Source organism: Xanthomonas sp. NCPPB 1826, from assembly GCF_056725285.1.
In genome coordinates, this window is sequence record NZ_CM161521.1 from 2,908,500 (window position 1) to 2,921,770 (window position 13,271).

Annotated in this window: 11 protein-coding genes; 4 read left to right on the plus strand and 7 right to left on the minus strand. The window is 67.9% G+C overall.

Going from position 1 to position 13,271, the window contains the following annotated elements:
* Positions 1-58 precede the first annotated feature (58 nt).
* Both phbB and phaR read left to right on the plus strand, forming a co-directional pair.
* The gene (gene phbB / locus AC1PLA_RS12315) at positions 59-799 is read left to right on the plus strand and encodes a beta-ketoacyl-ACP reductase (protein ID WP_024939297.1); all 741 of its coding nucleotides are present in this window, start codon (positions 59-61) and stop codon (positions 797-799) included.
* A 158-nt stretch (positions 800-957) separates the two neighbouring features.
* Positions 958-1,524: a polyhydroxyalkanoate synthesis repressor PhaR gene (phaR, locus tag AC1PLA_RS12320; protein ID WP_039526896.1), complete on the plus strand. Its 567-nt coding sequence runs from the start codon at positions 958-960 to the stop codon at positions 1,522-1,524.
* Positions 1,525-1,570: 46 nt separating this feature from the next.
* On the opposite strand, the gene AC1PLA_RS12325 is transcribed toward phaR, so the two are convergent.
* From AC1PLA_RS12325 to AC1PLA_RS12350, 6 genes are all read right to left on the minus strand, one after another.
* Entirely contained in the window at positions 1,571-2,521 is a 951-nt protein-coding gene (locus tag AC1PLA_RS12325; RefSeq protein WP_481104624.1) for a TraB/GumN family protein, read from the minus strand.
* 28 nt (positions 2,522-2,549) lie between these two features.
* Positions 2,550-3,488: a DUF1684 domain-containing protein gene (locus AC1PLA_RS12330; protein ID WP_481104625.1), complete on the minus strand. Its 939-nt coding sequence runs from the start codon at positions 3,486-3,488 to the stop codon at positions 2,550-2,552.
* A complete protein-coding gene (gene mutL / locus AC1PLA_RS12335) occupies positions 3,488-5,350 on the minus strand; it encodes a DNA mismatch repair endonuclease MutL (protein WP_481104626.1) in 1,863 nt (620 codons plus the stop codon). The genes AC1PLA_RS12330 and mutL overlap by 1 nt, the downstream gene beginning before the upstream one ends.
* A gap of 137 nt (positions 5,351-5,487) precedes the next feature.
* Positions 5,488-7,182: an N-acetylmuramoyl-L-alanine amidase gene (locus tag AC1PLA_RS12340; RefSeq protein ID WP_481104627.1), complete on the minus strand. Its 1,695-nt coding sequence runs from the start codon at positions 7,180-7,182 to the stop codon at positions 5,488-5,490.
* 70 nt (positions 7,183-7,252) lie between these two features.
* Positions 7,253-7,753 (minus strand): tRNA (adenosine(37)-N6)-threonylcarbamoyltransferase complex ATPase subunit type 1 TsaE, encoded by a 501-nt coding sequence (gene tsaE, locus AC1PLA_RS12345; protein ID WP_053051127.1) that lies wholly within the window; start codon positions 7,751-7,753, stop codon positions 7,253-7,255.
* On the minus strand, positions 7,750-9,237 hold the full coding sequence (locus AC1PLA_RS12350; RefSeq protein ID WP_481104628.1) for an NAD(P)H-hydrate dehydratase: 1,488 nt from the start codon (positions 9,235-9,237) through the stop codon (positions 7,750-7,752). The genes tsaE and AC1PLA_RS12350 overlap by 4 nt, the downstream gene beginning before the upstream one ends.
* Positions 9,238-9,261: 24 nt before the next feature.
* Between AC1PLA_RS12350 and queG the strand changes: the two genes are divergently transcribed.
* Positions 9,262-10,329, plus strand: coding sequence for a tRNA epoxyqueuosine(34) reductase QueG (gene queG, locus AC1PLA_RS12355; protein ID WP_481104629.1), 1,068 nt, complete (start codon positions 9,262-9,264; stop codon positions 10,327-10,329).
* Between the two features lie 54 nt (positions 10,330-10,383).
* Complete coding sequence (gene xseA, locus AC1PLA_RS12360; protein WP_046343070.1) at positions 10,384-11,724, plus strand: exodeoxyribonuclease VII large subunit; 1,341 nt, start codon at positions 10,384-10,386, stop codon at positions 11,722-11,724.
* Between the two features lie 234 nt (positions 11,725-11,958).
* Here xseA and AC1PLA_RS12365 read toward each other — a convergent pair whose 3' ends face one another.
* Positions 11,959-13,206 carry an AcvB/VirJ family lysyl-phosphatidylglycerol hydrolase gene (locus tag AC1PLA_RS12365; RefSeq protein ID WP_481104630.1) on the minus strand — a complete coding sequence of 416 codons (1,248 nt, stop codon included), beginning with the start codon at positions 13,204-13,206 and terminating at the stop codon, positions 11,959-11,961.
* Positions 13,207-13,271: the final 65 nt, after the last annotated feature.

A 13,271-nucleotide genomic window follows, 5' to 3' on the forward strand; every position in this document is an offset into this window, starting at 1 on the left:
CCAGGCAGCGCGCCTGTGCCCCGCCCGCCCCCAGTCTTACCTGTCCATTGGAGTCGTCATGACATCTCGCGTCGTATTGGTCACCGGCGGCACCGGCGGTATCGGCACTGCCATCTGCAAGCGCCTGGCCGACCAGGGCCACCGGGTGGCCAGCAACTTCCGCAATGCCGAAAAGGCCCAGGCGTGGCAGCAGCGCATGCAGACCCAGGGCTACGACATCGCCCTGTTCCGCGGCGATGTGGCGTCCTCCGAACATGCGCGCAGCCTGGTGGAGGACGTCCAGGCAGCGCTGGGGCCGATCGAAATACTGGTCAACAACGCCGGCATCACCCGCGACACCACCTTCCACCGCATGACTGCCGAGCAATGGCACGACGTCATCAACACCAATCTCAACTCGGTGTTCAACGTCACCCGCCCGGTGATCGAAGGCATGCGCCAGCGCGGCTGGGGACGGGTGATCCAGATCAGCTCGATCAATGGCCTGAAGGGCCAGTACGGGCAGGCCAATTACGCGGCTGCCAAGGCCGGCATGCACGGCTTCACCATCTCGCTGGCGCGGGAAAATGCCGCGTTCGGGGTCACCGTCAATACCGTGTCGCCGGGGTATGTGGCCACCGACATGGTGATGGCGGTCCCGGAAGAGGTGCGCGCCAAGATCGTTGCCGATATCCCCACTGGCCGCCTGGGCCGGCCGGAAGAAATCGCCTATGCGGTGGCATTCCTGGTTGCGGAAGAGGCCGCCTGGATCACCGGCTCCAATCTGGATATCAACGGCGGCCACCACATGGGCTGGTGAAGTTTGCTGCAACTTTGCGATGCAGCATAAAAACCCTTGAAAATCATGCTGCGCAACATTTTTTAGGTGTCTACTTAAGAAAATAAGGCCTTGTGGCGGTTGCAAGGGCTGCTGCGGTGCGCCATCCTGCGCGCACTATCGTTGTGAGTGAACGTTCCATGGCCGGACTTCGCATCATCAAGAAGTATCCCAATCGCCGTCTCTACGACACGGAAATTTCCAGCTACATCACCATCGAGGATGTGCGTCAGCTCATCATCGACGGCGAAGAATTCGAGGTACGCGACGCCAAGAGTGGCGAAGACCTCAGCCGCGCGGTCTTGCTGCAGATCATTGCCGACCGCGAACAGGACGGCGAGCCAATGCTGTCGACCCAGTTGCTGAGTCAGATCATCCGTTTCTACGGCGACTCGCTGCAGGGCTTCATGGGTAACTACCTGGAACGCAGCATGCAGGTGTTCCTGGATCAGCAGCAGCAGTTCCGCCAACAGATGGGCAACCTGCTCGGGCAGACCCCGTGGGCGATGATGAACCAACTGACCGAGCGCAACCTGGAGTTGTGGCAGGAATTCCAGCGCAACTTCGGCGCTGGCTTCGGCCGTCCGGGCGGCCCTGGTACGCCGCCGCCGGGTGCCAGCGGCATGGGCAGCGGCCCGATGGGCACCGGCACGCATGGCACGGCCGGTAGCGCCGGCACCACCGGTAAGGCCCGCAACCGCGGGTAAGACAGGCGCGGCGCCTGGAGCGTGAGCCGCTCCAGGGCGCAGCCAATCAGCGGCCGGCCTGCTCCGCGCAGGCCGAGCAGATCCGCTCCACGTGATAGCCACGCGCGCGCAGACGCTCCACCACGCCATCGCTTCCCAGCAGGTGCAGCGCACCGACCACCACCAGCGTGGTCCCGCTGCCCTTGCCCAGCCGCTGCTCCAGCCGCGGCACCCAGCGCGCATTACGCTCGACATTGATGTCCTGATACAGCGCTGGGTAGTGATGCCGCATTTCTTCGGCCATCTGCGTGGACAGGGTACGCACATCGCCACTGCGCCAGGCCGCGTGCAGCTCACGCAGCTGATCGTTGGCGCCCGCATCGTCCAGCGATTCCTCCAGCAGCTGATGCTGTTCGGTCGGCGACATGCCATCGAGCAAGGCAATCTGCTCTTCGGCCCGCTCCAGCCCATCGGCCGGTTTGCCGCTCGCCTGTGCCTGCGCCATCAGGTAATGGTCCAGCCCGGCGTTCGGGTCCATGCCTTGCCGGCTCATCTCCGCCAGACTGATCGTCAGCGCCACGAACCAGGGTTCCAGGGGCTGCAGGCTGTCCACCGGCATCCCGTGTTTGCGGGCGTAGGTGGTCAGCGCCTGCCAGGTCTTCGGATCCAGTGCATCCTGCAGGCGACGCCCGTCGCTGCGCCGCGCCGCCTGCAGCATGCGGCCGGCCAGTTCGGGCGATTGCGCATCGGAGGGCGGCAGTTCGAACACCAGCCGGTCGGCCTTGGCGAAGGCCTGCATCACATCCGGCGACAACGGGTAATCACTGGGCTTGAGCACATGGAACGAACCCAGCAGATACAGCGTGCCGCCCTTGCCATCGACCTTCCACAACAGCGGCACCGGCGGACCGGCCAGAGCCTCGTTGCCGGCACGCGCCCAAGTCGGCGCGACCGCCCCGCTCCATAACGCCAGAGCGATGACCGCACTGCTGCTCCAGGCTGCGAGCCGGGTGCGCATGCTTACCTTCACCACGTTGGTCTCCACGTCAGTGCGGCACCTTGTAGGTCTTCTCGCCGGCCGACACCGCCAGGTCGATGCGGTTTTCCGGCGGCGGCAGCGGACAGGTCGCAAACGGAGTGAACGCGCACGGCGGGTTGTAGGCACGATTGAAATCGACGACCACATGCCCGGAGGCGTCGGGCACGTCCAGGTCGAGAAAGCGCCCGGCCGGATAGCTGCCGTGCCCACTGGTGCGGTCGGCGAACACCACGAACATCGGCCGCCCGGGTTCACCGATGGTCTCCAGCCGATACGCCTTGCCATCGCGCTCAAAGGTGATTGCCCCGGCGTTGGGCTGTTCGCTGCTGATGCCGACGATGTCCACGATCGGAATGGTCTTGCCGACATCGTTGGGCACATAACGCGCGCTGATGCGCCAGGACGGATCGACCGGCCAGTAATCCAGCCCGGCAAAGTGGCTGCGCGATGGCGCGTCGGCATGCTTGACCCGCAGCGCGTTGCGGTCACCGCGATGGATCAGGCTCAACACGCCCTTGCCGTCATCGAAATGGATGAAGGTTGGCTGCGGGTCGCGATCGGACTGGAAGCGGATCCTGCCGGTCAGCGGCTTGCCGTCGACGGTCAATGCTGCGCCGCGCTCGGGCACGAACCAAACCGTGTCGGCCTCGGTCGCGACCATGCCCATCTTGGGCGGCCCGACCGCCAGCCTGATGCCGCTGTCGGCACTGCTACCGATGTAATGCGCCTTCAGCGACAGCCAGTGCAGGCCGACCAGGCTGGTCCAGCCATCGGGCGCGCGCAACTCGGTCAGGCGCGCTTCGCGCCAAGCCGCGTTGTCGGCCAGGAAGGCCTTGTCGAGTGCGGCCGGTACTGCCGGTGGCGGTGCATCCTTGCCGCAGCCGGCCAGCGCCGCACACACCAGCATGCCGAGCAGCCAGTGGTTCCCCTTGTGCAATACAGCCATCAGCGCCCCCTCAGGAACCAGCGATCGATTTCGCCCAGCGTAAACCGTGCCCACGTCGGTCGGCCATGGTTGCATTGCCCCGAGCGCTCGGTGACTTCCATATCGCGCAGCAGTGCGTTCATTTCCGGCACGGTGAGGCGCCGGTTCGCGCGCACCGCGCCATGGCACGCCATCGTGGAGAGCAGTTCGTCGCGCGCACTGGCAATGCGCCGGCTCTGGCCATGCTCGCGCAGATCGCCGAGCACATCGCGCAACAACGCCTCCGGGTCGGCATTGGCAAGCAGCGCGGGAATGCTGCGCACATGCAGTGACTGCGGGCCGGCGCGGGTGATCTCGAAGCCTAGGCTGGCCAGCGTGTCGGCTTCGCGCTCGGCGGTGTCGGCCTCGCGCTCGCCCACCGCCAGCGTCATCGGCACCAGCAGCGGTTGTGCGTGCAGGCCGATGCTGTCGTGCGCGTTCTTGAGCCGCTCGTAGCCGATGCGTTCGTGCGCGGCGTGCATGTCCACCACGATCAGGCCTTCGGCGTTCTCGGCCAGGATGTAGATGCCGTGCAACTGCGCGACGGCATACCCCAGCGGCGGCACGCCACTGTCCGCGGCAGTCGCCGGCAAGCCCATCCCGGCGCCCTCCGGCAAGGCGGCAGACTGCTGCTGCGCGCCACTGGACGGCGGCGCATACAGCGCGCTGTAGGCCGCACGCGCCTCGTCCACGCGCAGGCCCAGCGGGGTCTGCGATGGCGTCCACTGACCGTAGCCGGCACCGCCGCCACTGCCGTTTCCGGCACCGTAGTTTGGACGGTCGAGCATGCCGCCCGACGCCGAAACCGCGTCGCTGGCGCCCTCGGTGCCGACGCTGTTGGGCATCGCACCGGCACGCGTATGCGCCAGCGCGTCCTGCAAGGTGCGGTAGACGAAGTCGTGGATCAGCCGCGCCTCACGGAAACGCACCTCGTGCTTGGCCGGATGCACATTGACGTCCACGCGCGCCGGATCCAGTTCCAGGAACAGCACGTAGGCCGGCTGGCGACCATGGAACAGCACATCGCCATAGGCCATCTTGACCGCGTGCGCGACGCTGCGATCGCGCACCGAGCGGCCATTGACGTAGAGATACTGCTGGTCGGTACTGGCGCGCGAGTAATGCGGCTGCGCGACCCAGCCATGCAGCCGCAGGCCGGCGCCACTGTGATCGACGCGCAAGGCCTGCCGCGCGAAATCCTCGCCCAGGGTTTCGCCCAGCCGCGCATCCGAATACAGATCGCCCGGCTTGTAGCGACGCGACGGTTTGCCGTTGTGCGAGACCCGCAATTCCACATCCGGGCGCGCCAGCGCGAGTGAGCGCAACCATTCTTCGATATGCCCCAGCTCGGTGCGCTCGGCACGCAGGAACTTGCGTCGCGCCGGCACGTTGAAGAACAGCTCGCGCACTTCGACCGTGGTGCCGGGCGCGTGCGCGCGTGGCATCACCTCGCTCAGGCGCCCGCCATCGATCTCCAGTGCGGAGCCATGTTCGGCATCGTGGCGGCGCGAGGTCAGCGTAAAACGGCTGACCGAGGCGATCGACGGCAGGGCTTCGCCGCGGAATCCGAGCGTGGCCACGGTTTCCAGATCGTCCAGCGATGCGATCTTGCTGGTGGCATGCCGCGACACCGCCAGCGGCAGTTCGTCGGGGGTGATGCCGCCACCGTTGTCGCGGATACGGATCAGCCGCACGCCGCCCTCTTCCAGCTCGATATCCACGCGGGTGGCGCCGGCATCGAGTGCGTTTTCGACCAGTTCCTTGACCACGGACGCAGGCCGCTCGACGACTTCGCCGGCGGCAATCTGGTTGATCAGGATCTCGGGGAGCTGACGGATCGCCATCAGCACAGGCGCTCGCGCTGGACGCAGACCGCGGAGCGCATCGGGGGTGTAACAGGCAAGACAGACGTCGGCACGGCAATCCGGCGGCGCGCAGGCGCCGTCATCAGGGAATCAGTGCGGAATGATAGCCGAGCGGCTCAGCGGCTGCCGCCGGCCACGGTGCCAGCGCTGGCATCGGCTTCGGCCTGTGCGCGCGCGGCAAACAGGGTGCCCGGCGGCGGCTGGCGGGTGAAGAAGGTATCGATGCCATCCAGCACGGCCGAGGCGATCTTGCGCTGGTAGGCCGGATCGATCAGCCGGCGCTCTTCGTCCGGATTGGAAATGAAGGCGGTTTCCACCAGCATCGCCGGCATATCGGAGGTACGCAGCACCGCAAAGTTGGCGCGTTCCAGCTGCGGCTTGTGATTGTTGCCGATCCGCTTGAGGCCGCCGAGTACATGCCCTGCCGCATCTTCGGAGGCCTTCATGTGGCCGCTCTGCGCCAGGTCCAGCAGCACATTGGCCAGCGTGCTTTCGGTCTGCTGCAGACGCACGCCGCCGACCAGGTCGGCGGCATTTTCCTTGTCGGCCAGCCAGCGCGCACGCTGCGAGGAGGCGCCCTTGGTCGACAGCACATAGACCGAGGAGCCGGTCGCACTGCGGTTTTCGGCAGCGTCGGCATGGATGGAGATGAAGATGTCGGCCTTGGCGGCGCGCGCCTTCTGCGCGCGCATCGGCAGCGGAATGAACACGTCGGTATCGCGCGTCAGGTAGGCCTTCATGCCGGGCGTGGCATTGATCTGGCGTGCCAGTTCGCGGCCGACCGCCAGGGTGACGTCTTTTTCGCGCTTGCCGGTGGGACCCATCGCACCAGGATCCTGGCCGCCGTGACCCGGATCGATGGCGACGATCAGCGGCCGCATGCCCGGTGCCATCTTGATCCGCGAGGCCTCGCTGGGCAGCACCGGACGCGGCGGCAAATCATCGCTGTCCGCCGCGACGACACTGCCGGCAGTCGCATTCGGCGAGGCGGGCATGGCATTAGCGGATGCAGCGCCTAGCGGCGCGTTGCCGCCATTCAAGATCGCAGCCGGCGATGCGGCGTTGCCTGGCAGCGCCGAGGCCGGCGAGGCACCGGCGACGCGATTCGGGGTAGTGCCGGCGGTGCTGGCTGGCGCGGCCGTGCTGGTCGTCACCGCGGTCGTGGCAGTGCCTGGACGCGGTGTCGGCACGCCGGTGGCGACCGTGGTCGGTACCGGTGCCGGAGTCACGCTGGGCATGGCCGACGCAGGCACATACGGTGCGGGCGCCGGAGCAGGCGGCACCACCGACGCACGCTGCGCAGACGCCGCCAACGCAGCGGTTGCGCGGGCGGCTTCGGATTGTGCATTGGCCGGGCGCGGCGGCGGCAGCGCGGCAGGTGCTGTGGTGGTGGCCACCGTGCCGGCAGCCGGCGGATCGCCTGGCCACTCGATCACCAACGTCGATGCGCTGCCCAGCGTCTGCATCTGCGGCTTCAACGGCGTCACCGGCGTTGCCAGCTCGAATACCACCCGGAAGGTGCCCGGCACCGGTTGACCGGTACGCACCGATGTCACCAGGCCGGCAGCAGGCGGCAGCTTGAGGCCACGCACACCCGAGGAATCAGGAAAGTCCACCACCAGCCGATTGGGGTTGGCCAGCGACAGCGTCTTGAATCCGCCGCTACCGGCGAGCTGGATCTCCGCACGCGTGCCGGTGGCACCGGTGCTGACGCCCACGCCCTTGATTTCGCCGGCCCACGCAGCAAAAACCGCCAGGCTGAGGCTGGCGGTCAGGGCGGAAACGCAGAACTGGCGGAACCCCGGTGTCATGGCGCTGGATTCAATCACCCAAACGTGTGAATTGCAAGGTGATTTCCCTTAATAATCCACAACCTGGCGTTCATTCTTCCTGTGAGCTGACAAAAAGGGACTGCAACTCGGGCAGCTCCGATAGCCGCGCCAGCCAGTCGCGCCCGGTTTCGCTACGACCCAGCAGCGTCACGCTGCGCCCCTCGCCGTCGACCGCCAGTTCCACGTCCAGATCCACCGGCGGCAATGCGCCTGCGCCACGTTCCGGCCATTCGACCAGCCACAGGCTGGCGCTGCCCTCGTCGAGCCCGAGAAAATCCAGTTCCCCGGCCTGCCCGATGCGGTACAGATCCAGGTGCCAGGCCTCGTCGCCAGTGCCGAGTGGATAGCGCTCGACCAGCGTGTAGGTGGGGCTGCGAATCGGCCCGGTGACGCCGAGCGCGCGCAGCAAGGCGCGCGCCAATGTGGATTTGCCTGCGCCGAGATCGCCGTGCAGTTGCACCATCGCGCGGGTGGGCCGCACCGCGGCCAGGGCCTGCCCCAGGGTTTCGGTGGCCTGCGCATCGACCAGGTGTGCGCTGAGTTGGCTCATGCAATGGCTCCGGCATTGGCGAGGCGGCGCAGTTCGGGCAGCAGATCGGTCGGCAGCAGGCCGCGCTCGCCCGCGCGCGCCGCTGCATCGCCGGCACAGGCATGCAACAAGGCGCCCAGGCTGGCGGCATCGAAGGGCGACCAGCCCTGGGCTAGCAAGGCTGCGATCACGCCGGTCAGCAGGTCGCCCATGCCGCCGACCGCCATGCCCGGATTACCGGCATCGATGATGCGCGGCACTGCGTGCGGCGCGGCGATCACGCTGCCGGCGCCCTTGAGCACCACCACTGCATCGAAACGTTTGGCCAATGCGTCCGCGGCAGCCAGCCGATCCTGCTGAACCTGCCTGGTCGAGATCCCCAGCAGCCGGCCGGCCTCGCCGGGATGCGGGGTCAGCACGCGCGGGCCGCGTGCCGGCACCGGATTGGCGGCCAGCAGATTCAGGCCGTCGGCATCGATGACGACGGCGCTGTTCGAGGCCAGCACCGCGCGCCACAACTGCTGCGCCCAGTGGTCCTGTCCAAGGCCCGGACCCAACGCGACCACGTCGGCGGCGTCAGCCAATGCGGCGATGTCCTCGTCAGCCTGCACCGCACGCACCATCGCTTCCGGGCAGCGCGCCAGCAGCGGCGCGACGTGCTCGGCGCGAGTGGCGACCTGCACCAGCCCAGCCCCGCTGCGCAGGGCCGCTTCGGCGGTGAGCATGACCGCGCCGCCGCTGCCGAGGTTGCCGCCGACACACAGCACGCGACCGGACTCGCCCTTGTGCGTATTGCGTCGCCGCGGGCGCAACTGCGCGGCCAGGGCGTCGATGTCCCAGCTGTGCGCGGCCGGCGCCAGGCCGTCGAACGCAGCATCCGGCACGTCCAGCGACGCGGTTGCACGCGTACCGGCAAGCTCCAGCGCATCACCGGTATAGAGCCCCAGGTGCGGCACGATGAACTGCAAGGTGGCCTGCGCGCGCACCGCGGCACCGAAGGCCACGCCATGATCGGCATCGATGCCGCTGGGCACATCCAGCGCAAGCACCGGCACACCGGCGGCGTTGATGGCGTCGATCAAGGCGGTGGTCTCGGCGTCGGGCGCGCGGTTGAGGCCGATGCCGAACAGCGCATCGACGATCACATCGGCCTGCGCCAGCGGCGAGGGAAACAGCTCGATCGCACCGCCCACGCCCAGATAGTCGGTACAGGCGCGTTGCGCCAGCGGCGAGGCCGGGCCGTGCTCGGCAAGATGCACCACCTGCACTTGGCGCCCGGCCCGCTGCGCCAGGCGTGCCAGCACATAGCCATCGCCGCCGTTGTTGCCGGTGCCGCAGACCACCACGATGCGGCGCGCCTGCGGCCAGCGTTCCAGCAGATGCTGCCAGGCGGCCTGCCCGGCGCGCTGCATCAAGATGTAGCCGTCGCCGCCGAGCAGCGTGGTGGCCTGCGTGTCCAGCCTGCGCGCGGCGGCGGTGTCGTAAAGATCGAGCGTTGCGTACATGCCGGGAATTCTATACTTGTCGCCATGTCTGCCGTCCTTGCCCGCCCCGACCCCACCGACGCTGCCGCGCGCATCCGTGCGCTCGCGCGCGAGTCCGGCTTTCAACGCTGCGGGATCACCGGCATCGAGCTCGGCGAAGACGAGGCGCATCTGCGCAGCTGGCTGGAAGAAGGCCTGTACGGGACCATGCACTGGATGGCCCAGCACGGCGACAAGCGTTCGCGCCCGCAGGAGCTGGTGCCGGGCACCTTGCGCGTGCTGTCGGTCGGCATGGACTACGGCCGCAAGGACGACACTGAGGCCTGGAACACCTTGCACGACGGCCGCCGCGCCTACGTGGCGCGCTACGCGCTGGGGCGCGATTACCACAAGCTGATGCGCAACCGGCTGCAGAAACTGGCCGAGCGTATCCAGGGCGAAGTCGGCGCGTTCGGCTATCGGGTCTTCGTGGATTCGGCACCGGTGCTGGAGCGCGCACTGGCGCGCAATGCCGGGCTGGGCTGGATCGGCAAACACACCTGCCTGATCGATCGCAATGGCGGCTCGTGGTTCTTCCTGGGCGAGATCTACCTCGATCTGCCCTTGCCCATCGACACCCCGGCCACCGCGCATTGCGGCACCTGCACGCGTTGCATCGACGTCTGCCCGACCCAGGCCATCATCGCCCCGTACCGGCTGGATGCGCGCCGCTGCATCGCCTATCTCACCATCGAACACGAGGGCGCGATTCCCGAGCAGATGCGCAAGCCGATCGGCAACCGCATCTTCGGTTGCGACGACTGCCAGCTGGTCTGCCCCTGGAACAAGTTCGCCCAGCGCACCGACGAAGCCGATTTCCGCGCCCGCAACGAGCTGGATGTGGCGACGCTGCCGCAGCTGTTCGCCTGGGACGAAGACGAGTTCCTGCGCCGCACCGAAGGCAGCCCGATCCGTCGCAGCGGCCATCAACGCTGGCTGCGCAACATCGCGGTCGGCCTGGGCAATGCGCCCGGTACGCCGGAGGTGTTGGCGGCGCTGGAAGCGCGCCGCCAGGACGCCTCGGAGCTGGTACGCGAACACGTGGGCTGGGCGCTGGCGCAACACGGCTTGTGAGTTCCCGCCCGATGCGCTCACGCATGCACATCGCCGCTGCGGGATAATGCGGCGATGGCCGACCGCAACGAACAGATCCTCACCCCCAGCCAGCTCAACACGCTGGCACGCGACCTGCTGGAAGGCAGCTTTCCGCTGGTCTGGGTGGAGGCAGAGCTGAGCAGCGTCACGCGCCCGTCCTCGGGCCATCTGTACTTCACGCTCAAGGACGCGCGCGCGCAGATCCGTTGCGCGATGTTCAAGCCCAAGAGCACCTGGCTGAAGTTCCAGCCGCGCGAAGGGCTGCGCGTGCTCGCGCGCGGACGTCTCACGCTGTACGAAGCGCGCGGCGACTACCAGCTGGTACTCGACCACATGGAAGAGGCTGGCGAAGGCGCCCTGCGCCGGGCCTTCGACGAACTGCGTGCGCGCCTAGCCGCCGAGGGCCTGTTCGATGCCGAGCGCAAGCAGCCGTTGCCGGCGCATGTGCGGCGGCTGGCAGTGATCACCTCGCCCAGCGGTGCGGCGGTGCGCGACGTACTCAGCGTCCTGGCGCGCCGCTTTCCGTTGCTGGAAGTGGACCTGCTGCCCTCGCTGGTGCAGGGCGACAGCGCCGCGGCGCAGATCACCTCGTTGCTGCAGCGCGCCGATGCCTCCGGGCGCTACGACGTCATTCTGATCACCCGCGGCGGTGGCTCGCTGGAAGACCTGTGGGCCTTCAACGACGAACGCCTGGCCCGCGCGATTGCCGCCGCGCACACGCCGGTGGTGTCGGCGGTCGGGCACGAGACCGACTTCAGCCTCAGCGATTTCGTGGCCGACGTGCGCGCGCCCACGCCCTCGGTGGCGGCAGAACTGCTGGTGCCCGATCAGCGCGAGCTGGTCGCGCGCGTGCGGCGTGCGCATGCCCGCATGGCCCAGCTGCAACAGCACGCGCTGGGCAATGCGATGCAGCGTGCCGACCGGCTCGCCCTGCGCCTGCGTGCGCATAGCCCGCAGGCGCGGCTGCAGTTGCTGCAACGCCGGCAGCAGGACGCCGGCCGCCAGCTGCGCGCGCGCATGACCCAGGTGCTGGAGCGTCTGCAGGCACGCCTGCAACGGACGCAGGCGCGCCTGCACGCGCATAACCCGCAACGCGATCTGGCCAGGCTGCAGCAACGACTGCGCGCACTGCATCCGCAGGCAGCGATGCAGCGGCGCCTGCAGCATGACCAACTGCGGCTGCGCAGCCTGGCACGCTCGCTGGAAGCGGTCAGCCCGCTCGCCACGGTGGCGCGTGGCTATGCCATCGTGACCCGCCCCGCCGATGGCAGCGTGGTGCGCAGCGCCGCCGAGGTCAGCGCCGGCGAGCGCCTGCGTGCGCAGCTGGCCGATGGCAGCATCGAAGTGCGGGTCGAACCAGGCAACGACGACTGACGGCGGCAACCACGCTTGCTGCGTGGTTGCCGCGGGCGATCAGCAAGCGCACACGCATCGCTTTGTCGCGATAACGATGAGCTGCAGGGCGGTCGCCCGAGCAGCGCCGTGGATTTGCACAGAGGGCGCGCCTGGGCGGCGCTATCCACTTCGCCCAGGCGGGCCAAGCCTGGATCAACCTTTCAACGCGCCGCTGACCGCTCCGCGTACAGATCAGAGGGCGTCACCGGCTCTCTAACCGTGACTGGGCGTCTGCGCCGCCTGCTGCCAGCCCTGCATCAGCAGCCCGGCCAGCACCACCGGATCATGGTCGAAGTGATGCCCGCCCGGACGCGCCACCACCTGCACGCCACGCGCGCGCAACTCCGGGCACAGCGTGTCCTTTTCCTGATCGCCGTAGATGCATTGCAGGCGATGCGCGTCCAGCGACTGGATCGCCGGCTCCACATCGCGCTCGGCATCGTTGTGCCAGCCAAGCCAGCCACCGACACGCACCTTGAAATCGGCTTGATGGGCAAGGCCGAGCAGGCTGACAAACTGCACCGATGCGCGCTGCTGCGGCGACAGCTCGGGATAGGCAAACGGCAGCACATCGGCGCCGAACGAGTAGCCCACCAGCGCGACGTGGTGGATATGCCAACGCTGTTGATAGATCGCGATCACCCGATCCAGGTCCGCCCCGACCTGCTGCGGCGTGCGGCTGGCCCAAAAGTAGCGCAGGCTGTTCCAGCCCACCACCGACACGCCCTGCTGCTGCAATTGCGCGGCAATGCCCTTATCCAATTCGCGCCAGCCGCCGTCGCCGGACAGCATGACCACCATGCGATCGCTGCCCGGCGCATGCAGTTCGACCAGCGGCAGATCGCCCACGCCCTGCGCCTGGGCCGTCAGGAAATGGCCCCGGGTGGCCGCAGCGATCTGCAGGGGGCTGGCAGCGTCGACCAGGTCGTCGAGGAAGCCTTGATTGGCATCGGGCACGTCGCGCGAGCAGGCCAGGCCACCATCGCTGGCGTCGCCATCGGCGACAACCGCGCCACCCAGCACGTCGGGCGCGGCCGAGGCCAGCGCCTGCCGCGCCAGCACCGCGCCATCGCCCTGCCCCACTAGGACCGGCGGCAGGAACGCGTCGACATGCTCGGCGCGCAGCAACTTCTTGCCCAATCGTTCGGCATCGTCGGCCAGGGAACTGCAGGCTGCGTGATGCGCGCGCACCCGTTCGCGATAGCTGGCGGTATCGACCACCGCGACCAGCGCGCCGTCGTTGCTCAGCATCTCCGCAAGCCGCTGGCCGTCCTGCGCATGGCCGCTGTCGGGCAACAGCACCACCATGGCCTTCGGCGTGCCTTCCGGACGTAGCAACTCCACCGAGCGGTAATGCCCGGCGGTATTTCCGTCCTGCAGATGGCGCGCCACGGCGTAGCCGCTACCGCCAATCAGCAGTACCGCGATGACCCAACGAAACACCTTGATTCCCCAGCCCATCACCGCAATCCTCGCAAGCGCTGGCGCTTGGACCGCGACCAAGCCAACCGGTTCCATGGCGATCG